This is a genomic window from Flavobacterium chungbukense (genome assembly GCF_020805785.1).
GTDB classification, from domain to species: domain Bacteria; phylum Bacteroidota; class Bacteroidia; order Flavobacteriales; family Flavobacteriaceae; genus Flavobacterium; species Flavobacterium chungbukense.
Map to the genome: position 1 here is coordinate 629,034 of NZ_JAJGZV010000003.1, position 22,732 is coordinate 651,765.

At 33.3% G+C, this 22,732-nt stretch carries 21 protein-coding genes; 5 read left to right on the forward strand and 16 right to left on the reverse strand.

The features are described 5' to 3' along the window. Positions 1-23 precede the first annotated feature (23 nt). Genes LL966_RS13040 through LL966_RS13060 form a run of 5 tightly spaced genes read right to left on the reverse strand, consistent with a single transcriptional unit; the run spans position 24 to position 5,573 of the window. The gene (locus LL966_RS13040; protein WP_229353798.1) at positions 24-893 is read right to left on the reverse strand and encodes a tetratricopeptide repeat protein; all 870 of its coding nucleotides are present in this window, start codon (positions 891-893) and stop codon (positions 24-26) included. Between the two features lie 35 nt (positions 894-928). Next, on the reverse strand, positions 929-3,319 hold the full coding sequence (locus LL966_RS13045; RefSeq protein ID WP_229353801.1) for a M28 family peptidase: 2,391 nt from the start codon (positions 3,317-3,319) through the stop codon (positions 929-931). 15 nt (positions 3,320-3,334) lie between these two features. Next, positions 3,335-3,682, reverse strand: a complete 348-nt coding sequence (locus LL966_RS13050; protein WP_184159030.1) for a hypothetical protein — start codon at positions 3,680-3,682, stop codon at positions 3,335-3,337. A 15-nt stretch (positions 3,683-3,697) separates the two neighbouring features. Further along, a complete protein-coding gene (locus LL966_RS13055) occupies positions 3,698-4,024 on the reverse strand; it encodes a hypothetical protein (RefSeq protein ID WP_229353803.1) in 327 nt (108 codons plus the stop codon). A 19-nt stretch (positions 4,025-4,043) separates the two neighbouring features. Next, complete coding sequence (locus LL966_RS13060; protein ID WP_229353808.1) at positions 4,044-5,573, reverse strand: bifunctional GNAT family N-acetyltransferase/carbon-nitrogen hydrolase family protein; 1,530 nt, start codon at positions 5,571-5,573, stop codon at positions 4,044-4,046. A 177-nt stretch (positions 5,574-5,750) separates the two neighbouring features. Here LL966_RS13060 and LL966_RS13065 point away from each other — a divergent pair, with 177 nt between their 5' ends. Then, positions 5,751-6,083 (forward strand): single-stranded DNA-binding protein, encoded by a 333-nt coding sequence (locus LL966_RS13065; protein ID WP_229353809.1) that lies wholly within the window; start codon positions 5,751-5,753, stop codon positions 6,081-6,083. Between the two features lie 267 nt (positions 6,084-6,350). Here the strand turns inward: LL966_RS13065 and LL966_RS13070 are convergent, their stop codons facing one another. From LL966_RS13070 to LL966_RS13120, 11 genes are all read right to left on the reverse strand, one after another. Further along, a complete protein-coding gene (locus LL966_RS13070) occupies positions 6,351-7,043 on the reverse strand; it encodes a DUF2461 domain-containing protein (protein WP_229353810.1) in 693 nt (230 codons plus the stop codon). Positions 7,044-7,126: 83 nt separating this feature from the next. Beyond that, entirely contained in the window at positions 7,127-7,312 is a 186-nt protein-coding gene (locus LL966_RS13075) for a hypothetical protein (protein WP_229353811.1), read from the reverse strand. A gap of 83 nt (positions 7,313-7,395) precedes the next feature. Continuing rightward, positions 7,396-7,914: a ferritin gene (locus LL966_RS13080; RefSeq protein WP_229353813.1), complete on the reverse strand. Its 519-nt coding sequence runs from the start codon at positions 7,912-7,914 to the stop codon at positions 7,396-7,398. 95 nt (positions 7,915-8,009) lie between these two features. Next, positions 8,010-9,461: a hypothetical protein gene (locus LL966_RS13085; RefSeq protein ID WP_229353814.1), complete on the reverse strand. Its 1,452-nt coding sequence runs from the start codon at positions 9,459-9,461 to the stop codon at positions 8,010-8,012. A 122-nt stretch (positions 9,462-9,583) separates the two neighbouring features. Beyond that, complete coding sequence (locus tag LL966_RS13090; RefSeq protein ID WP_229353816.1) at positions 9,584-10,714, reverse strand: OmpA family protein; 1,131 nt, start codon at positions 10,712-10,714, stop codon at positions 9,584-9,586. A gap of 144 nt (positions 10,715-10,858) precedes the next feature. Then, complete coding sequence (locus LL966_RS13095; RefSeq protein WP_229353818.1) at positions 10,859-12,250, reverse strand: hypothetical protein; 1,392 nt, start codon at positions 12,248-12,250, stop codon at positions 10,859-10,861. A 35-nt stretch (positions 12,251-12,285) separates the two neighbouring features. Further along, the gene (locus LL966_RS13100; RefSeq protein ID WP_229353819.1) at positions 12,286-12,915 is read right to left on the reverse strand and encodes a chloramphenicol acetyltransferase; all 630 of its coding nucleotides are present in this window, start codon (positions 12,913-12,915) and stop codon (positions 12,286-12,288) included. After that, complete coding sequence (locus LL966_RS13105; RefSeq protein WP_229353820.1) at positions 12,915-13,622, reverse strand: HAD family hydrolase; 708 nt, start codon at positions 13,620-13,622, stop codon at positions 12,915-12,917. Before LL966_RS13105 ends, LL966_RS13100 begins: the two co-directional genes overlap by 1 nt. A gap of 255 nt (positions 13,623-13,877) precedes the next feature. After that, positions 13,878-14,765 (reverse strand): DMT family transporter, encoded by an 888-nt coding sequence (locus LL966_RS13110; RefSeq protein WP_229353821.1) that lies wholly within the window; start codon positions 14,763-14,765, stop codon positions 13,878-13,880. A gap of 113 nt (positions 14,766-14,878) precedes the next feature. Next, complete coding sequence (metG, locus tag LL966_RS13115) at positions 14,879-17,014, reverse strand: methionine--tRNA ligase (protein WP_229353824.1); 2,136 nt, start codon at positions 17,012-17,014, stop codon at positions 14,879-14,881. A gap of 178 nt (positions 17,015-17,192) precedes the next feature. Next, positions 17,193-18,080 (reverse strand): 3-keto-disaccharide hydrolase, encoded by an 888-nt coding sequence (locus LL966_RS13120; RefSeq protein WP_229353825.1) that lies wholly within the window; start codon positions 18,078-18,080, stop codon positions 17,193-17,195. Between the two features lie 276 nt (positions 18,081-18,356). Here LL966_RS13120 and LL966_RS13125 point away from each other — a divergent pair, with 276 nt between their 5' ends. The 4 genes from LL966_RS13125 to LL966_RS13140 all read left to right on the forward strand — a co-directional run bounded on the left by LL966_RS13125 (position 18,357) and on the right by LL966_RS13140 (position 22,710). Then, a complete protein-coding gene (locus tag LL966_RS13125; protein ID WP_229353826.1) occupies positions 18,357-19,859 on the forward strand; it encodes a family 43 glycosylhydrolase in 1,503 nt (500 codons plus the stop codon). Between the two features lie 238 nt (positions 19,860-20,097). Beyond that, entirely contained in the window at positions 20,098-20,325 is a 228-nt protein-coding gene (locus LL966_RS13130; protein WP_071635631.1) for a CDGSH iron-sulfur domain-containing protein, read from the forward strand. Between the two features lie 143 nt (positions 20,326-20,468). Beyond that, the gene (locus tag LL966_RS13135) at positions 20,469-22,025 is read left to right on the forward strand and encodes a patatin-like phospholipase family protein (protein ID WP_229353827.1); all 1,557 of its coding nucleotides are present in this window, start codon (positions 20,469-20,471) and stop codon (positions 22,023-22,025) included. Between the two features lie 145 nt (positions 22,026-22,170). Then, the gene (locus LL966_RS13140; protein WP_229353829.1) at positions 22,171-22,710 is read left to right on the forward strand and encodes a DMP19 family protein; all 540 of its coding nucleotides are present in this window, start codon (positions 22,171-22,173) and stop codon (positions 22,708-22,710) included. The last annotated feature ends 22 nt before the right edge of the window (positions 22,711-22,732 follow it).

Here is a 22,732-nt window from a genome sequence, read left to right on the forward strand (position 1 = left end):
ATAATCGAAATATTTTCTGTTGTTTAATCTATTTGAATATTGTTTTTCTTCGCAATTTTTTTGAAAAGATCTTCTTTGTTTTCCGATTTCATTTTTTGATAAATAGCCCCTATAAATTGTTCGGAGTCTTTTGCATAATCTGATTTGGAATCGGTGTAAATTCTGTGAGCCATAAACATATTATCCAGTGCTTTTTCGTCGTCTTTTAGCATAAAATAATTTTTTCCAGCACCAAAATAGCCTTCGGCATTATCAGGATGGTATTCAATTAATTTTTGGTAATAACTGATAGCAGTTTTATAATCAGATTTAAAAGTATAGGCAACTCCAATATTCATTAAGGCAAAATTTCCTTCAGGATAAATTTCCAGCGATTTTTTATAATATTTTATCGCGTTATCGTAATCATTTAATTGTCTGTAAGAAACCGCCATGTCGTCAAGGGCAAGAACAAAATTTGGATCTGCTTTTAAAGCTAATTGAAAACTTTCAATCGCCAATTTAAAGTTCTTTTGATCCATGAAATCTTGTCCAATTATATAAGAGTTTTGAGCGCTCTCATTTTTAGATTTTCCGTAATAAATGTCATCTTTATTCTCAATAATCGCGGGTACTAACTTTGGACATTCTTTTGAAACAATTGCTTGAACTCTAAGAAGCATGGTCTGAATGCCTTCTACAGTATTAAAAGATTCTCGCACTTTTGGGTCTTTATCAGTCATAACCAGTTCGCCCATTGGTTTTGTCAAGCAATCTCTAAAAATTTCATTGGTAATGTTTGAGGTTTTTTGCAAACATTCACATGTTTTGGCTGCAATTTTTTCTTCAATAGTTTGTGAATGAAGTATTGAAAAGCTTGCAAAAGTTAAAAAAAGAATGAATTTTTTTTCCATGTACTTTTAGAGATTAAGGTTAAAATGCTGAACTTCTATTCTGATTTAATAGCCGGTTTTATTGTGTCTTTTAACACATTCAAACTGTCTTTGACAACTACAGGTACAATTGGTTTTAGTGGAGCGGTGTATCTTTTTATTTTCTGATGAATTAAAACGGCATCATTAAGAACAAAAGGCGTCGGCATCATCCAATTTTCTCTTGGTTTAACATTTAACAGCGGATTGCTCATCAAATCAAATGAACTTTCAATTAAATCCATATCAAAAAGAGATGATTTTTGAATGTAGAAATCCATCACAAGCGGTTCGTTGCCCACAACATAATAGCACAGGATTTTGCTGTCTTCTCTTTGCAAACGGTTTCCTTTTTCTCCAGAAGTAGCCACTCCATTTGCTTTGAAATTATAAAACGTCATTTTTGGATTAGCGTAAATATCGTAACGATTTACTTTTCTGTTCGGAGTAATTTTGATTTTTAAATATCTATTATTTCCAATAACACTGTCTCTTAAAAACTGAACGGTCGGCTTTGGAACATCAACAACAGGCGCTATCGCGCTGTATGTAAAAGTCGAATTGTACTTACTAGCAAGTGGAAGTGTATTTAAACCAACCGCTTTTTGAGTTTTTTCTCCTAAATACGATTTTGTCCATTCGTCTAAATTTGTGTCGTAAGTTGTCCAGGCAGCAGAATTGTTGTCGCCATTTAAAACGTATAATAAACTATTGGATTTTGCTTTGCCATATTCATAGCCTGAATGATAACCTGCGTAAACGAAAAATGAAATAGAAGCTAGAAAGAAAACTACAATCCAGGCACCTTTTCTAGCAAATGCTCCAAAGATAGGCAACATTAATCCGAAGAGTAAAACGGTTAGAACAGCGCTTCCAAATAAAATTTTAAGTCCTAAACCAATCGGAAACATTACAATAAATGGCGCTATGATCGCTAATGCTGGAATACTAAAAAGAAGATTCACTCCTAAACTGTAATGCTGTGTGAAAACGAATATTCCGAATAATAAAATTCCGAAATAAACAGGAATAATCAAGAAACCAGCACCCGTTAAACTATTGGCTAAATAAGCATTAATGATAATCCAGAGTAGCAAAGGCGCTACAAAATGGTTCATTGTAATTTTTGCTTCAGAAAAATGATGATAGAAAGCAAAACAAATGGCGATACTCAAAGTTACAAAAGCCCCAATGTAGGCATGGCCATTATAGGTAAATCCGTTTAGAAGGTCAGAGTATTGCGGATAAATTTCAAGAATAAGTTTCCATCCTAAAAAGGTTACTAAACCAGATATAATAATAGAACCTAAAAGCGGAACGAAACCTTTAAAAACTTCTCTGAACGAGATAATTCTTTTTACTTTTCCAACAAAAAGAAATAAGACCAATAATCCAAAAGCAACTAATGTCATTGGCATTACCCAAGAAAAAGGATAATTGATGAAAGAAAATGGAGCACTAAAGTAAACGTTATCTTCTGTAGCTTCTGTTTTAGTCAAATCAATATTAGTCAGGTATCTCAACAACGGCATCAAATAAGTTCCTTGATGCGCTAAAGTTGTTTTATTTAAATGCTGGACATCATCTTGCTGTGTATGATAATTGAAATGACCGTCAATAAAAGCAAAATTGAAACCCTGAATATTTCCCTGTTCTCTAAAAACTGTTAAATCGGTATCGTTTGGAAGCATTTTATAAATGCTGTACATCAATGAGTTGGATACCGGATAAGAAGTTTTAGCATCAGAAAATGCTTTAACCATAGCTTCGTTTCCTTTATTGGTTTCCATTAACATATAACTTGGACCAGAAGTTCCGCGAGCTTCAAAGTTTAAAACTAAACCAACGTCTTTTGCCCAAGGATGCTTATTTACAAACAATGCCGCACCATTTAAACCTAATTCTTCAGCGTCAGAAAATAGTATAATGATGTCATTTTTTTGAGGATGTTTGGAGTATAAAAAAGCGCGAACTCCTTCTAGAATAGTTGCAACACCAGAAGCATCGTCGCTGGCACCTTTTGAAAAAGAATGCGGAGCGCTGTCATAATGGGAAAGAAGTAAAAGCGCTTTGGTGTTATTTGTTCCTTTTATTCTAGCCAAAATATTTTTTGACTTTACCAAAAGACCTCTGTCATTAAGAGTAAAACCTTCCTGAATACTCGTTTCAAGGCCAATTCTGTTCAATTCTAGTTTTAGATAATTAGCAACCAGCTCGTGATTAGTTGATCCGACATAGTGAGGTTTCTGTGCTATAATCTCAACTTGGTTTAAGGCTCTTTCGGTCGAGAATTCTGCAAGTGCTTCATCATCTTTAGAAATCCCTTGTGGCATCATCGTGGCGTATACAATGCCGAGTAAGGCTAAAACACAGGCTATGGCTAGAATTGAGGTTTGGTTTTTTCTCATGGTGAATAATACTATCTATATTTCTTTTTTAACAAGCATAAAATAATCATTGTCCAAGGATCGATAACCTTGATCATACAGAAAATAATAGGTATTTCCTGTCTTGGTTTGTAATATATTTGTAAAGAACTCAAAATCAAAGCCTTTGTTTAGCATTTTGTCTCGAGTAGCCTTCGATTTTCCATCTACATTTAGCTCTGCCAAAATACGGTAATTTTTGCGTAACTTGTTGTTTATATTTCGCATGAAATTCGTACTATCTTTATTCATTTTGTTATTAAAGGCATTGCGGCAGCTATCAGAACAGAATTTTTTGTCTTCACGGCCAACAATTTTAGCGGAACATTCAGGACATATTTTCATGAAATTATTTTTAATTTATTGAAAATCAGGTTTTTTGTTAATTATTTGATTAATATCATATATAAAGAGTTCAACTTGGCTGATATTACAGTCGGTTAGAATAATATCTTTAAAACCGTTTTCCATATTTATTCTCAATTCATAAGATTTTGCTGGAAAATTCAGACCAAACGTCACTTCTATAATTTTATTCAAGAGAGATAAATGTCTTATTAGCTCTAAACTTTGAATGTTTTCAATGTCAATTACGCTGTTATCTTTCCTGTAATCAGTATTATTTATTATTAAATGACCATCTTCAAAATAAATTTCGAAGAAAGGATTTTTTCTGATGATGGCCATTTTTACTACTTTGAATTTTTTATGAATTCAATTTTTTAATTTCATACAAATCAGATCTACGATCCTTTAACGTTTTGACACTACCATGTTCATGCAGTTCTTTCAATAAGTTCAAATCTACATCTACAATCAAGGTCATTTCTGTGTTTGGAGTTGCTTCTGCTTTGATTCCATTACTTGGAAAAGCAAAATCGGAAGGTGTAAATACAGAAGATTGCGCGTATTGAATATCCATATTATTTACTTTCGGAAGATTTCCAACACAACCTGCTATGGCTACATAACACTCATTTTCGATGGCGCGTGCCTGCGAACAATGTTTTACGCGAGTATATCCGTTTTGAGTATCTGTTAAAAATGGTACGAACAAAATATTCATTCCCTCATCTGCTAAAAGTCTAGAAAGTTCAGGGAATTCGACATCATAACAAATTAGAATACCAATTTTACCACAATCGGTATCAAAAGTTTTAAACTGCGATCCGCCTTTCATTCCCCAATGAATTACCTCGTTTGGTGTAATATGAATTTTGGTGTACATTTCTGATGTTCCATCTCTTTTGCATAAAAAACCAACATTATACAGATTTCCGCCTTCCATATAAGGCATACTTCCTGTGATGATATTGATATTATAAGAAATGGCAAATTCCTGAAAACGCTTTCTAATTGGATCTGAATGGCGTGCCAGTTCTCGAATTGCTTCTGCTTCAGACAAATGATTGTAATCTGCCATTAATGGTGCAATAAACAATTCTGGAAATAAAGCAAAGTCGGAGCCATAACCAGATACGGCATCGATAAAGAATTCAGCTTGTTCGAAAAGAGCTTCAACATTATTCAACGGACGCATTTGCCACTGAATTAATCCTAATCGAATAATATTTTTTTTAAGATTAATTAGTTTTGGACTGTCCTCGTAATAAATATTATTCCATTCTAGTAAAACTGCAAATTCTTTCGATTCTTCATCGCCTTCCAAATAATTTTTGATGACTCTCAAAACGTGAAAATCATTGCTCAACTGAAAAGAAAGAACCGGATCGTATAATTCTTTGGTTCTTACTTTTTCAATATAATTCTTTGGAGTCATTTTTTTGGCATGTTCTCTATAACTCGGAATTCGGCCCGCAAAAACAATAGCTTTTAAGTTCAGTTGTTCGCAAAGTTCTTTTCTTGCATCATACAATCGACGCCCTAAACGCAAACCTCGATAATTTGGATGAATAAAAACGTCTATTCCGTATAAAATTTCAGCATTTGGATTATGAGTAGAGAAGGTATAGTCACCACTAATCTGCTGATAATTATGCCTTTTTTCTACTAGTTTTTCATCAACGATAAGAGATAATGCAGAACCAACCACTTTTCCATCAACCAAAATAACCAATTGTCCTTCTGGAAAAATCGAAAGCAATCTTTCAATATCGTCAGAACCCCAATACGAATCGGCCATTTCAGGATACGATTCAATCATTGATTTTTTCAGCTGTTTATAGTCTTCAATTTCTAAATTTCGTAACTCGACTTTATTAATTTTTGCCTGCATATAGTAAGATTTATCTCAAATATACAAAAAACAATTTCCAATTACAAACGCTTACAAATAGTTATAATCGGTAGTAAATAGTTAATAACCGACTATGAATGCTGGGATAATACATCTTTGCAGTGTTGAATATGAGAAACATTTTCAATTTATAATAACATAAAAGTAATATACGCCATGAATGCAATGAGAAACAAAGTACAATTAATCGGTAATGTAGGTAACGATCCAGAAATTAAGAATTTTGATAATGGTAAAAAAAATGCGCAGTTAACAATTGCAACACATGAAAGATATACTAATGACAGAGGCGAAAAAGTAGAACAAACAGAATGGCATCGCGTTGTAGCTTGGGGAAAAACAGCAGAACTTATAGAAAAATATGTTGTAAAAGGAAAAGAAATAGCTTTTGAAGGCAAACTAACACACCGAAGTTATGATGATAAAAATGGAGAAAAACGTTATGTAACTGAAGTTGTGGTAAATGAAATTTTACTGCTTAGTAAATAATATTAAATATTCCGTTAGGAATATCTCGTCGGTAGAAAATAATAAAATTTGTTTTTGATAGTGTCCTGTAAGGACACCTGATTGACGAAAATGGATATTTTTCTTATGAATCAAACGTTCTTACGGATCGTCTAATCTTCATTCATATTTTAATTCTACCGACGAAACATTCCTACGGAATGATTTTTTCGGAAGTCAACAAATATTTAGTTAAACCCGACAGGTCTTCAAAACCTATCGGGTTTTATATTTTCAGAAAATGAGTTTTTATAAAATAGAAACTCCATTACTGTCAGTCGTCAAAACCTCGCTCATATAATCAAAAAACGGTCTCATATTTTTGAAAGCATCTACTGCCAGTTCCAAAAATTTTGGACTTAAAACTTCTTCATCTGTAAAGCGTTTTATAACTAAAAACTGTTTAAAACGCAGTAAATCAATCGCTGGATGGTCTAGCTCAAAACCTTTTGGTTTCGTTTTAAGCTGCTCGCCTTGCAAAGTTCCAAAGTTCTTTATAAAAGATTTCGAATTTAAAATTTTCTGGAAAGTTTCAGGATCTTGCGCAAATTCTGCTCTTATTCGTTTCAAATCGGTCGCATTTGGACCCCAAAAACCGCCAGCAAAAAAACTATTTCCCTTTTCCAAATGAAAATAATAACCACCACGTCTTGCTGCTGTTGCGCGGGTGTAACTGCCGCCCCAATAATGTTTAAAAGGAGTTTTGTCTTTAGAAAAACGAATATCACGATATATTCTATAAACACTTTTTTTGCCTGAAGTATTTTCTAAAACATCAGTTTTGGAAAGTTCTTTTAGTAAAGCGCCAGCAAAATTCTCAATGTGATTTAATTCGGTTAAATATTGCGGTTTATTAGCTTCAAACCAAGGTTTGTTGTTGTTTTCTTTCAGTTGTACCAAAAAATCAAGACTCGATTTAGGTATTGTAACGTGGTTTTCCATAATTGAATTAAAAATCAGAAGTTGACTGCAATTTAAAACTAAAAAACCCACCAGAGAAATCTGATGGGTTTTTCTATATTTTGTTAAGCAGTTTTTTTGAATAAATCAAACATAGGACAACGTGAGCAACGCTTCTTCTCGCTTTTTTTATATTTCTCACAACAAGAAGATTTACAGTTTTCAATCTTCTTGATTTTCTCAAGGATAACTTTATTTTTTTTGTTTTTCTTATCCTTTTTCTTCTCTTTGTCTTTTTCTTTCTTGCCCAATTTTCCTCTGTATTATAAAAACAGAGACAAATATAAACGAAAAAAGTTATCTTTAAATATTCTAAATAAACTTTAACTAATTTTTATTTTGGATTAATAGCAATTGAGCTAGTAACTGTTAACTGCTGAATATCACGGTCGAACAAGTAAAGTCCGCCTTTGTCTTCGCCAATCAAATTGATTTTGTCTAAAATAGATTTAGCTGTTGCTTCTTCTTCGATTTGTTCAGAAACATACCATTGTAAGAAATTATGTGTTGCATAATCTTTTTCCTCAAAAGTAATATGTACCAATTCATTGATAGATTGCGAAACAAAAATTTCATGATTGTAAAGCTCCTCAAACATTTCTTTGAAAGTAGAATATGTTATTCTAGGTGCTTTTAGGTCTGTAATTTGAGCATGTCCTCCGCGTTCGTTTACATACTTAACCAATTTAAGCATATGAGCACGCTCTTCATCTGACTGTGTGTACATAAATTGAGCAATTCCCTCTAATCCGTGTACTTCAGCCCAACAAGCCATAGATAAATAAGTTTGCGAAGATTCTGCTTCTATTCTGATTTGCTTATTTAAAGCCGATTCAATATTTTTTGATAGCATAATAGATGTCTTTTTTGTAAAATTAAGAAAAATAATTCATTTCGTTTTTTTGAAACCGCCAAAACATTAGGCATTTGGCTTAATTTTCAGTAGATTTAATAAGAACTTATACTTCCAAAAGAAGCGGGCCTAGAAAATTGTGCTTTATTCATAATCGGATTTCCATTGTTTTCCATCATAAAACCATCTGTGAATCTTCGCATAATAAACTGTTTAGAACCGCTGTCAAAGTAACTTAAAATATAATATTCCTTTAATTTTAGGGCATCGAATAGCGAGATGTTTTTATTGTTATTTAAAAAATAAAACAAATTATCAATTGCCAATGGTTCAGTCTGTTCGTCTTTTGCGGCATCCATATTTTCATTTAGAAGCGCATCAAAATAAACCATTTTACTTAAAGAATAAGGTATACGTTCTCCAAAATCATCGAAAGAATTGGAGCTGTAATAAAAGTCGAAATATTCGCCAAAACCACTGAAAGTAATAAAAGTATTTTTCTTGTTTTTAATAACTGAAATACCAGTAGAAAGTCCATCTAAATTTTTTAGGAATTTTGCAGTGGTTTTCAACTGCTGAGGTCTATTGTTATCAATTTGCATAAAAAAGGGTGATCTTTTAAATGCAATAGTATCATTTTTTAAAAACGAATAGGTTTTTATGGTTTTTTCTGAGTCAAAATCTTTTACATCAAATAAAAATTCGTCTTTATTAGCTTTTAGTTGAAAAAGTTTTTTGTCGTAATAAAATGAATTGGAGTTCCTTGATGCAGTTTTTGAAAGCGGCTGATTAAAATTTTTTTCTTCAACTTCTCCGGTATTGGTATTAAGATCAAAGACTTGGGTTTTTATTGTGTTATAATCAAATGTCAAAAGAATACGGTCTTTAAGGACATATAATTTATTTATTTTAGAAGCCAAATCTATAGGATTAAGAATATCCTGTTCCATTTTTGTAATTGGAAAACGTTTAATAAGCGCGCTGAAAGAAAACGCTACATTTCTTTCATTTTTAAAAATAAAATTAGAGAAATCGAACATTTTGATCTCACACTTTCCATCTTTAAATTTATAAAGAAGCAAATGATCAGATTCTTTTTCTTTCGCAAGAATATAAAAAGTAGTTTGCTGTTGGAAAGAAGTTATAATGTAATCGTGACTTTCGGGAAAAACAAAATTTAAGGATTCTGAAGTCTTCTTTTCAAAATCATAAGTGCTCACTACGAGATTTTTGTAATTTTGAGAAATCCAGTACAATGTTGGTTTTTTTTCCTCAGTAATTATTGCTCCCATTAGATTTCTGCTCTTTTCCTGTTTTATAGAATCTGTAAATTGATTTTTAAGAAAGAAGAACTTATTATACTTTAAAATATTTATGTTTTTATTGTCCCAAGCAAAAGCATAAATATCTTGATTTGCCTCATCTTCAATATTTAGAATTTGGGTCTGATTTAAATTATTAAGATTTAAAGGCAAAGAATTTAATACCGTTTGACTAAACAGAGCCGTTTTGAAAAACAAAAGAAAAAGGAAAAGTAGTTTTTTCATATCGCTAAAATCATCAAAATTTATTCCAAAAAATAGAACCTTTTATGGTATTAAATTTAAGCAATAAAAAAGTCCTTAAGATATTTTCTTAAGGACTTTTTATTTACAATTTTGAAAAGAGATTATTTTACAATAAAAGTAACTCTTCTAGCTAATCTTCTAGCTTCGTCAGAATCTTTTTGGATTGAAGTATCTGCTCCATTAGCGATAACATTTAAACGAGATGAAGCAATTCCTGCTTTTTCAAAAATAGTTTTTACGTTAGTTGCTCTTGTATTAGATAATTTTTCGTTGTATTCTGCTTTTCCAACTTGATCAGCGTAACCAACTAAATCTAGAGAAGCAGAAGGATTTTTTCTTAAATAATTTAAAACAACATCGATAGCCGCGGTTGAGTTTTCGATTGGAGTTGTTTTATTGAAGTCAAAATACACACTGTAATACTTGTCATTAATCATTCTTTTGATCAAATCATTATCAGTTGGCTGCGGATTATTAACTTGTTTTTCAATCACTACTTCTTTTTGAGCAGGAATTTTTTTGATTTGTGCTTCAAGATCTGCTATTTTGTTTTCTAGAGCTGAAGTGTCAATAATATCATTTGAAGTTACAGTCCAATCGGCATGTTTAGTATTTTTTCCTAAATACACATTTAAACCAACTGTACCATTGAACAGTAATCCAGAAAAGCCTCTATTTCCTGCAACGTATGCTCCATCAAAAGTACGATCTTGTGATGCATTCAAAATAGTTGAGAAATCACCAGTTAAAGCAACTCTATTTGATAATCTTATTTGTCCAGTTACACCAGCAATAAAGTTACCCATTTCATCTGCTCCTTTAAAACTATCACTTCTTAATTGAGCATATCCAAAACCAGCATGTCCCAATAAACCAAAAGTGTTAGTCCAAGTTTCAAAATTCATGATGCGACCTAAGTTGGCAACAGCTTGTAAATCTACTCTGTAGTATTTTGAGTCAAAATCGATAGAGCTGCCTTTTGCAGTAAGACTGTTGTATCCAAAATCTGCCTTCAAACCAAATTTGTTATTAAACATGTAACGAACACCTAGATCTCCAGTCCACGGACTCAAAGTGTTAGTCGAATATCCGTCATTAAATGGTCGTTGCGGTTTATTAATTCCTGCACCTAAGTCGATAGACCATTTATTATACCCGTTATTGTTTTCTGTTTGCGCATGTACTCCCGTTAAGGCCAGGGCAAATGCAAGAGTAATTACAACTTTTTTCATTGTTATTTGAGATTTTAAATTTGGCTCAAAACAACAACTAATTGTAAGTAAATACTTCCTTTAAAAGTCAAAAAGATATCAAAATAAGGTTATTTGGATGGCGAAATAATTCGGTAATTGTACAAGTGTTTGGTTTTGAGTTTTTTAATTAAAACCGTCTGTAAATTTTCGCAAAACATATTCTTTAGAATCAAAATCATAATATCCTAAAATGCTGTAGTTGCTTAATTTTAGAACCTTTGGAAGTAAAACCGTTTTATGATGGTCTAGAAATGCATAAATTTTATCTCCTGCAAGAGGTTCTTGACTTTGATTGGTAGTTTGGAGTTTTTTAGTCCAGACACTTTCAAAAAATACAGAATAATATGTATCTATACCGTAATAGCTCGGAGGTATGAAATCTTCATAGAAGTCAGACATCATGCCGAAGGGCGCCGCAATCGATTTTGATTGCATTCCCGTTCCGCCCAAGGTTAAAAGGAGATTTTGCTTGTTTTTGAAAACAGAAATACCGACATCTGTTGTTGCTAATTCTTGAAGAAATTTGCCTGTGTTTTTTAATTCTCTTGGTTTTTTGTCATTGATTTGCATCAATAAAGGAGAATTTTTAAATTGAATCGTATCCTTTTTTGAAACGGAAAATGTTTTCAACGATTCTCCCGATTCATAATCTTTAATATCTAATGCAAGCTGCTCAGCATTCACACTGATTTGATACAATTTGTTTTCGTGGTAATAAGAATTAGACTTTTTAGCGTTTTTTTGAGTACTAGGCTGTAAAAAAGTTTTCTCTTTAATTTCTAAGTTATCCAAATTAATATCGAACAATTGGGTTTTTCTAAGACTTTGATCTAAAGTCAGAATCAAACGATTGGGAAGCGTATATAATTTACTTTTTGAAGTCACTTTAAACAGCGGATTGTATTCTCCAGAATCCATTTTTTCAATCGGGTTTTCCATTAAAATCTGATTGAATGATTTTTGTTGGGTTTTTCGGTCGCGAAATACAAAAGGAGAGAAGTCGAGATATTTTTCTTCTGCTATTCCATTCTTAAAAATAAAAGCCGTTAAACCTTGTTTCGCATGATCCTTCATCAGTAAGTAGAAGTTGTTATCTTTTTGATAATAAGTCAAAACTGATTTTTCGTCAAGCGGAATTTGAAATTTTAAAGCACGATTGGTATTGGTTTCCAAATAATATTTAATCAGAACGATATTTTTTTCTATTGGAGAAAACCAATACAAAGTAGGATTGCCATCTTCACTGAAACTGCAGCCAATTAAGGATTTGCCTTCGGTAAATTTTCTTGATGTTACTACTTTTTGTTTTAAAAATAAAGCACTGTTGTATTTTAGTATGGAAAGGCTGTCTGATGCTAAAAAAACAAAAATATCATGTGTTGCGGTGTTTTCTACATTTAAAATATCACTTCTTTCTTTCTTATTTTTTAAATCTATTGCGTAAGAAGTCAGTACCGTCTGGCTAAGCAAAACAGTGCTGAAAAGTAAAGACAAAAAAAGGAAGATTTGTTTCATGTTTTTAGGACAACAAGAATTATTCCGTTTTTAAACTACTGATTCATAAGTTCTTGAAAATAATCGACAAATTGACCAACATGCATTCCGTCTATTAAACCGTGATGTACAAAAACGGCCATAGACATGGTTTTCTTTCCTGTTTCGTCCGTCATCATTTTTCCAAATGAAATTTTCGGGCAGCTGTCTTGATAGGTGAAACTGCGCGCGTGTGTAATGGAACTGAAATTTAACCACGGAATTGCTGAAAAATGAATGAGGCTATCATCATCAAATGATCTTGTAAAAAGTCCGGTTGTGTTCTGAATACGCTCGATTTCAGTTAATGCAGTTTGTTCGAATGTTTTAAAATTTGGATGATATTCAATTAATGAAAATCCGAAAGTGCCATCTTCGCGGCCAATTGTGGCTGATGCGTCAACTCGTTCGTTGATGTAAATCTGGTTTTCGGAAATTCGGTATCTAAAATTTTCAATTGCGTTTACCGCAGCTAATGTTTTATGTAAATAGAAAATAAAAAAAGAAGCATTTATACTTTTTGCGGTTTGATACGCTTTGGTGCAGTCAATTGCTACTGTTACACCAAAAAAAGGTTCTTCCATTTGTTTGAAATGGGCAAAATGTTCTTTTCTATTCCAATTTTCTAAGTCTAAAAGTGTTTTCATTATAATAAATTCGGAACAACTTCTGCAATAGTTTCAAATGAACTAAAATGCTCGTGTTCTATGGTATGATTAATTTTTTCGTGTTCCCAAGTGGTGTGAAACGGAATGTGAACGGCATAACCGCCAATTCCTAAAACAGGCAGAACATCTGATTTTAACGAATTTCCGATCATCAAAAATTCATGTGCCTGAATATCTAAACGGCCTAAAAGTTTCTGATAATCAATTTCCTGTTTGTCTGACATTACTTCAATATGGTGAAAATAATGTCCTAAACCCGAACGGTGCAATTTGCTGTGCTGATCTTTCAAGTCGCCTTTTGTGGCCACAACTAATTTGTATTTACCTTTTAATGCTTGCAGCGTTTCTTCAATTCCATCCAGCAGTTCGATTGGTTTTTCTAGTAATTCTTTTCCGTATTGAATGATTTTTTCAATGACTACAACAGGAATTGTATTGTTTGAAATGTTCATTGCTGCTTCAATCATCGAAAGAATGTAACCTTTAATTCCGTAACCGTAAAGAGGAAGATTGGCAATTTCGATTTTGAATAATTCTTGCGAAATTCCTTGATGTGAGAGATAATCTTCCATCAAAGCACAAAATTTATGTTCGGTTTCCTGAAAATAAGGTTCGTTTACAAATAAAGTATCATCGGCATCAAATGCGATTACTTTTAGGTTTGGTATTTTAGTTTTATGTAACATAATGTTTTTTGTTTCAAGTGTTTTTTGTTGACTTCGTTAGTTCGGCTTTCAGCCTCGAGTCAGGTTTTAGGTTTTTTTGTCACAGATTGAAAGGATTAAAAAGGATTTCTTATCTGCTAAATCTGCGTAATTTTTTTTCGCCACAAATTTCACAAATTAACCCAAATTTTTTCCCCGAATACTTTCTATTAAAGTAAAAAAATAAATCTGCTTAATTTGCTCAAATCTGCTCAAATTTGCGTGAAACCTTTTATCTTAATTCTTAGAAAAAAGCCTTTTCAAAGAAATGGTTTTATCGTAAAACGTAATTCGGATTCCGAAAAGTAAAACGATTCCGCCGAAAACCATCTGTAAAGTTATTTTTTCTTCTAAAAACAACCAAGCTAAAATCGATGTAATTACAGCTTGACTCAATAAACTCAAAGAAACTCGAGTTGCACGCATATGCTGTGTAGCATAACTAATCGAAAGCCAGGCGCACAATTGGCAAATTACAGCTTGAAGCAACAGTACAAACCATCCCATATCTGAAAAACCGCTAAATGGCTGGTCTAAAGAATAACAAAGAATTCCCAAATAAATACTCGAAGCGGTTAAACTGATAGTCATAAACGAAAGAACATCTACTTCTGAAAGCACATTTTTACTGACCAGAAGATAAATCGAATATAGAATTCCAGATAAAACTGCAAATAGAAAAGCTTGATTAAAGTTTAAATCAATAAAAAACTCAAAACCAACTAAAGTTACCATTCCGAATAAAGAAACGATTGTGCCAATCCAGAAATTAGTCGCAGGTTTTGATTTTAAAAACAAGAAAGAACCAATACCAACCCAAACCGGAGATAAATTTGTCAATAAAGATGCCTGCGTTGCGCTCGAATCTTGAATAGCAATATTCCAAACGGCAACATCAGAAGAAAATAAAACGCCGCAAAGTGCCGCCAAAAGTGCAAATTTTAAACTCGGAAGTTTAAAATTTTTACTAAAAATGACATAAGGCAACAAAAGAATAACAGCAAAAAACATACGGTAAAAAGCCGAAATTAATCCTGGAGTTAAACGTAATTTTACCAATATTGGAAAAATCGATATGCAAAGTATACCGCAGATTAAGGCTAATCTTGGTTTAGTAATTTTCATTGTATTAATTGTATTATTTTTCAAAGATAGTTTAGAAAATAAATACTTTAAAAGCAAAAAGCGTGAAATCATACAAGAATTTCACGCTTAGTTTTAAAATACGGTTTCTAACTTTAATTCACAGTCGATCCATTTGGCGCATCAGCATCCGGATTTACAAAAACCAATTTACCTTCTGCATTTGTTGTCATCAAGATCATTCCTTGACTTTCAACACCGCGTAAAGCTCTTGGAGCAAGGTTTGCTAATACAGAAACACGTTTTCCGATGATTTCTTCTGGAGAAAAACTTTCTGCAATTCCTGAAACAATCGTACGAACATCAATTCCTGTATCTACTTTTAGCACTAAAAGTTTGTTTGCTTTTGGCATTTTTTCAGCCTCCAAAATAGTTCCGATACGGATATCCATTTTCGCAAAATCCTCAAACTGAATTAAATCTTTTTGCGGCTCTGGTTGTTTATTTTCAGCAAGATTCGCTGTTTTTGTAGCTTCCAATTTATCTATTTGTTTTTGTATTTCTTCGTCTTCGATTTTGGCGAAAAGCAATTCTGCTTCACCAATTTTATGTCCTGCCGGAATTAAATCGGAGTTTTCAGAAATATCATTCCAACCTAATGTTTTATCAAGAAAAATGTCTTTTGCATCACGGTCTTTCTCTTTCAAGAATTTACTAAATCCAGCAAATTGCTCTTTAAGATCAGCCAAATTCAAGATTTTAGAAAGTTTCGCAGCTGTAAAAGGTAAAAACGGCTCAGCCAAAACGCTCAACGCCGCAGCGATTTGCAATGCCACATACATTTGAGTTTTTACACGCTCTGGATTGTCTTTCATCACTTTCCAAGGCTCTTCGTCTGCAAGGTATTTATTTCCTAAACGAGCTACATTCATCAATTCGCCCAAAGCTTCACGGAATCTGTAACGCTCCACCGAACTTGAAATCACGGCTGGATACGCTTTTAATTCTGCTAAAGTTTGTTCGTCAACTTCTGAAAATTCGTTTGGCGTTGGGATAACTCCCTCATAATATTTGTTCGTTAAAACTACCACACGATTTACAAAGTTTCCGAAAACAGCAACTAATTCGTTGTTATTTCTAGCTTGGAAATCTTTCCATGTAAAATCGTTATCTTTTGTTTCCGGAGCGTTAGATGTTAAAGCATAACGCAAAACATCTTGTTTGTCTGGAAACTCTTCTAAATATTCGTGTAACCAAACTGCCCAGTTTTTAGAAGTAGAAAGTTTGTTTCCTTCCAAATTTAAAAACTCATTTGCCGGAACGTTATCTGGTAAAATATAACTCCCTTCAGCTTTTAACATTGCTGGGAAAATGATACAGTGAAAAACGATATTGTCTTTTCCGATAAAGTGAACCAGTTTCGTTTCTTCATCTTTCCAATACGGTTCCCAATCTTTTCCTTCGCGCGCTGCCCATTCTTTTGTAGAAGAAATGTAACCAATTGGCGCATCAAACCAAACGTATAATTTTTTGCCTTCAGCACCTTCAACCGGAACGTCAATTCCCCAGTCTAAGTCACGCGTTACAGCACGAGGTTCTAATCCTGCATCGATCCAAGATTTTACTTGTCCGTAAACGTTCGTTTTCCAATCGTTTTTATGACCTTCTAAAATCCATTTTGTTAAGAAATCAGAGTATCTATCTAAAGGTAAAAACCAGTGTTTTGTTTCTTTTAAAACTGGAGTTTCACCTGTGATTGTCGACTTTGGATTAATCAGATCGGTTGCGTTCAAAGTAGAACCGCAATTTTCACACTGATCTCCGTAAGCTCCTTCATTGCCACATTTAGGGCAAGTTCCAACTACAAAACGGTCTGCTAAAAACTGATTTGCTTTTGCGTCGTACAATTGTTCTGTAACTTCTTCAATAAAATCACCTTTATCATACAAAGTTCTAAAGAATTCCGAAGCTGTATCATGATGAATTTTTGCCGAAGTTCTAGAATAATTGTTGAATGAAATTCCGAAATCTGCAAACGATTTACGGATAATTCCATCATATTTATCAATAACTTCTTGTGGTGTAATTCCTTCTTTTTTGGCTTTCATAGAAATTGCAACGCCGTGTTCATCGCTTCCGCAGATAAATGCAACATCTTTTCCTTGCAATCTTAAATATCTAGAATATATATCTGCAGGTACGTAAACCCCCGCCAAATGCCCAATATGGATTGGTCCATTGGTGTAAGGCAATGCCGCCGTGATCGTATATCTCTTTGGATCTTGTATCATAATTCAATTTTATTGAGTGCAAAAATAAGCAATAGAATTGAGATTTTAATATTACGCGGAGATTCGCTAAAGTTTTCATTGCGTTTTTAATCTCGCAAAGACGCGAAGGCGCAAAGTTTTTTTAATTTTAGCCACAGTTTAGACGGATTTAATTGAAATAATTTAGGCTAGGATTCCTTTATTTAAAATAATTTTGAAACTCAGTAGGCATTTTGCTTATCGGTTTTATTTTGATGTCTTTATAGTAAACTTCGGCAGCTTCACTTTGCAATTGTATTTTCCCTTCAATTAAAGGCATAAATTTTTCACCATCAAAATAGCGGGAATTTTGCAAAACCATGACTACTTTGCCGTTAATGATATGAAGACTTTTTCCTTCGATACAAACCAACTCTATTTCTGTCCAACCGTTATTAGGCGTTTCAGCTCTCATTTTTCGCATGCAAAATCCAGTATTTTCAGTATGTGTTCCAAACGGAATAAATTGCTGATCCTCATCGGCTACGGCATTCATTCCTCCTTCAGGAAGATAAGCTCTGATGTCAATTGCCGCATTTGCAATGTTCCAATAATCACCAAAATGGCCTTCCATTATTTGAAATTCTTGAGATAACATCCAGGCACGCCAATAATCTACTCCCGCTTTTCCCTGCGAATGATAAAGCACACCAGCATCCATAAGCTTGTCGGTTCTGGGTTCCCATTTTTTATTTCCAAATTTAACTTTTAGCTTCAGGCGATAGTTTTTAAAGGTTTCTTTGGTAAAGACACAGCCATAATATTCCCCGGACACTTTAAGGACATTTTCATTGTTCTCCTGAATCACGGTAAACATATTGTTTACATTTTTGTTGTATCCAATAGGTGCTATTTCGTTTCCATTAACATCCGTAGGTATTTTGCCCGAATATCCGTTCTGATGTTTGTAACTTAGATACATGTCCCATTTGCTGAGGTTTTTATCCAGTAAATTTATCCAGCCATCTTCGAAACCGTTTTTGTCATTAGTTGCTGAAGTCAAAGTAAACAGAAAAGCAAATGCTATCAGAATGGAATATTTTTTCATAAGTGGTTTAGATAATTTGGATAAAAACGATTTCTCAAATCTACAAAATAATGTCTCAAAGCTATTGTGTAATTAATTCAAAATCAGATACCATTTCTGCACTTTGTCTTCCTGCAAATATGTTTTCTATCTAGCCAATCGACGAATTACACCTAAAAACTTTGTATCACTGCGAATTCTTGGTGCATCTCTGCGTAAAAACCTAACAAATTTTCGCTCCATTAAAACCTTATAGTCCTTTTGACTATATTTGAAAAAAATATCAAAACGTACATCATGAATAAAATATATCTAACCATTTTAGTTTTGTTTTCGTATTGCGGTTATTCTCAATCACAGCCGGAAAAGAGTTTAAAACAAGGACAATATTCAAATCCCATTTTTGCGGGCGATTATCCTGATCCGAGTTTGCTTCGCGATGGAAAAGATTATTATGTCGTTCATTCTTCATTCGATTATTATCCTGGACTTTTAATTTGGCATTCGACTGATTTAATGAATTGGCAGCCTGTTACAAATGCACTTTCTAAATATGTTGGAGCCGTTTGGGCGCCCGATTTAATTAAGTATAACAATAAATATTACATTTATTTCCCTGCAAATAATACCAATTTCGTAGTTTCAGCCGATTCTATTAACGGACCTTGGAGTGAACCAGTAGACTTGAAAATTGGAAATATCGATCCGGGTCATGTTACAGATGATAAAGGAAACCGATTTTTGTATTTCAGCAACGGAGGTTACGTTGCTTTGTCTAAAGACGGACTTTCGGTAACAAGCGAATTAAAACATGTTTATGACGGCTGGAAAATTCCGCGCGAATGGAGTATTGAATGCTTTTGCATGGAAGGGCCAAAACTGTTTAAGCGAGGAGAATATTATTATTTAACCGTTGCAGAAGGCGGAACTGCGGGCCCAGCAACAAGTCATATGGTAATTTCGGCTAGATCAAAATCACCTTTGGGACCTTGGGAAAACTCTCCTCACAATCCGATTGTGCGAACCAACAGCAGTTCTGAAACTTGGTGGTCGAAAGGGCACAGCACCGTTTTTGAAGATGGAAACGGAAAATGGTGGATGATTTTTCATGGTTACGAAAAAGACTATTACAATTTAGGAAGACAGACTTTATTGCAACCTGTTGAATGGACAAAAGACGGCTGGTATAAAATTCCAGATAACATTCAAACAGACAAACCAATTGCGAAGCCAGAAGGCAAAACGCTTCCTGAATTTTCTTTGAGCGATAATTTTGGAGGAACAGCTTTAAAACCGCAATGGAAGTTTTATAATGGAGTAGAAAAATCAAGATTTAAAGTAGCTAATAATACATTGATAATTGAAGGAAAAGGGGATGGCGTAGGAAACAGTTCACCTCTTGTCGTTGTTCCTGGCGGACATTCGTATTCAGCTGAAGTTGAAGTTGAAATGGAAGGTGATGCATTAGGCGGTTTGGTACTTTTTTACGATAACAAATATTACTCAGGAATATTAGCAGATCAAAATAACATTTTGGCGAATTTAAGAGGATGGCAATTTCCTACGGAGAAAAATACGCATACGCGAAAAGTCTTTCTTCGACTTAAAAACATCAAAAATACGGTCGATATGTTTTACAGTGTTGACGGAAAAGATTGGAAAAAAATTGAAAACTCTGTAGAAGTTTCAGGATACAATCATAATGTCTTAAGCGGATTTTTAGGTTTAAGAATTGGTCTTTGTTCGATTGGAAAAGGAAGTGTGAAGTTTAAGAATTTTGTTTATAAAACTTTAGAGTAATTTAAGCTAATCTTTGCGGGACTTCGACTTCGCTCAGTCTGACAAAAGAATAAAAAACTTTGCGCCTTAGCGTCTTTGCGAGATTATTTCAAAATAGCAATAACCTTTGTGAATCTCTGCGTAAAACCTTCGCGTTTCTCTGTGGAATTCCAAATAAAATAGAACCAGTTTAAACTACGCTAGACACTTATAAATGAGAATATATTTCGCAATCTTTGCACTCGAAAAAAACAAGTTTATGAGCAAGACAAAATTAATCATCAATAAAAACGGATCTATTAAAATCGAAGGAGATTTTGAAATCATGGATCCAGAAGGAACACTTTATGGTTTACAAGGAAGAGCAGCGCTTGGACTTTGCCGTTGCGGATTATCTGCAAACAAACCATTCTGCGATGGAGGACACCGAAACAACTTCGAACACGATTCTGTTGCGTTTGATTTGCCGCCAATGAAAACAAACTAAGATTTTTAGTTTTTCAAATAAATGAAACCGCATTTTTAAGATGCGGTTTTTTTTATGTCATTATTTTGAAAAAATAAAATACAAGTATTTCATTTTGAATTAATTCCTTTAATTTTATCTGCATCAAATAATGTTTTCGGTTTATGATATTTAAAAAACTTATTATAGGATTCTTTTTGGTTCTTTTAGCAAATGAAGGAATTGCTCAAAATAAAGTAAATCTGTTTTCGGAAATCAATTACAACTCAATTCTTGCCGTAAGTTTAAACGAATATAAATCGGTTCAGGAACGAGATACTCGATTTCAGAATCCGAGTATTGCATTGGGTGTTGGAATTTCTGGCGGCGGATCGAGGGCGCAGTTCTTCAGTTTGGGCGTTCTTCTGGGTTTGGAAGAAATTCAAGAGGACAATTCAAATCGTAATTTTTTAAATGAAATTGATTATTTCTCAACAGTTTCTGGAGGCTGTTATTCGGCTGGATATTATTTGACGATTCAGAAAAACAAGCTCCAATATGACAATTGTACGTTTAACGAATTTTATTTTTCTAAAGCAGATGCTTTTAAATCAGATGTCAATAAATCGGCTACGCTTTTGTCTCTTTTAAATAATAGCAGAAACGAAAAAGGAGAAAAAGTCTCTATGGCGCAAAGATTAGATTTGGAAGTTTTGCAATACGATAGCACCAATCCAGAAAATCAGAATAAGTTTAAGACTCAAATGCTTTTGTCTGATTTTTTTATCCCAAAAGACAGCAAGCAAAATCCGCAATTGCCAATCATGGTTGCTAACGGAACGGCTTATAACAATGGAGAGCGTTTCCCTTTTATGCCACACATTATTCGTGCCTTAAAAATCAATTCTTCTTTAGCTCCCAATAAAGCGTCACTTTCGCTTGACGAAAATCAAATTAATAATGGTTATAATTTTCCACTTACCTATGCCATTACTGCAAGTTCTGCTTTTCCAGGCGTTTTGCCTAAAACCAAATTCGGAATCAAAAATCAGGAAAAAATCTTGTGCGTGATCGATGGCGGTGCATCCGATAATATGGGTTATGAAACCTTGATAGAACTTCTTCATAACGACAATAAAGTAAAAGACAAAAACAAAAAAGCACTTTTTATTGATTGCTTGGGACAAGGAAAAAAGTCTCCTTATATAAACGATGTAAAAATTAGATTGCTTTCGTTGTTAGAAACGGCTTCTCTATATACCGTGCAAACTCGTTATATGACTTTTGAAAGAGATGTCGAAAATGCTTTGGAACGCTATAAAATTCCGGCTTCAAATTATCAGATAATTGGTTTCACCACTTTGAGGCATCATTTATCAAATTTGAATAAAGACCAGAAATACGAAGATTTGGTTAAAGAATTAAAAAATAGTGATGATGAAGCGGCAACGTGGCTTAAACTGCATGATGATTTTAGAGCGCAATTGATTTCAAAATTTGGTGAAGAAAGTTTTAAAAAAGACAAAAATAGCGAATTGCAGCTTGCCAGTTTAGACAGAGAAAAGTTTAAAGATTTTGGCGCCAGCGAACTTTTGATGCTTTATGAATATGCTTCGCATGTAGAAACCAAACTCAAAATCACGCCCGAAGAAAAAGAAATGTTACTGCTTTCTGGGCGTTTTGCGGCGTATTTGAAAACTAATGAACTAAAAGGATTATTGTTGGAAAATAAAGGGTTATAGACAGAAAAAGCCTTCATTTCTAGTTAAAGACAATTTGGAAATATATTTTATTGTTGCATTAGAACTCTCTTTTTAATTCAAATTAAAAAGGATTTTTTCAATTATTTACCCAACTTTGCAAAACAATCCTTTAAACAAATTTCAAATGGAATTCGGTAAAATCATTATTTCAGAAACGGCGGCAAATAGCGAAAATCCTCAAGACGTTGTGAATTCGAATATTTCAGTAATCAATTTAATGCGCGAAGAAAAAATAGATGACGATTTAATTCATGAAGATGCTTTATTAAGTTATTATCTAGATTTTTATGCTTCAAAATACGCAGAAGGAAATTTTTCTCAATTTGTACACGATTCAGGCTGGAACAAAGAATTGAACGAATTGATCGAAGAAGGATTAGCTCTAATTGGTGCCGAAAAACATTTAGAATTATTTAAAGAACAATGCCGAAAACTGCGTCTTCAGAGCAACATTAAATTAGGGAAATTTCTAAAAGAAAGATCGAATACTCCAAATGCTTTCCGTGATGTTCTGAATAATAATGCTTATTTTGAATTGGATGAAAATATAGTCGAATTAAATGCAGCGTTTTTAAAATCGCATCCCGATACAGAAGTGCTTTCAGTAGAAGAGATGTTTGCTGTTTTAGAAGAATTTTTGGGGCGTGAGATAAAAAGAGATTAAGTTTTAGCAGAAAATGCATTTT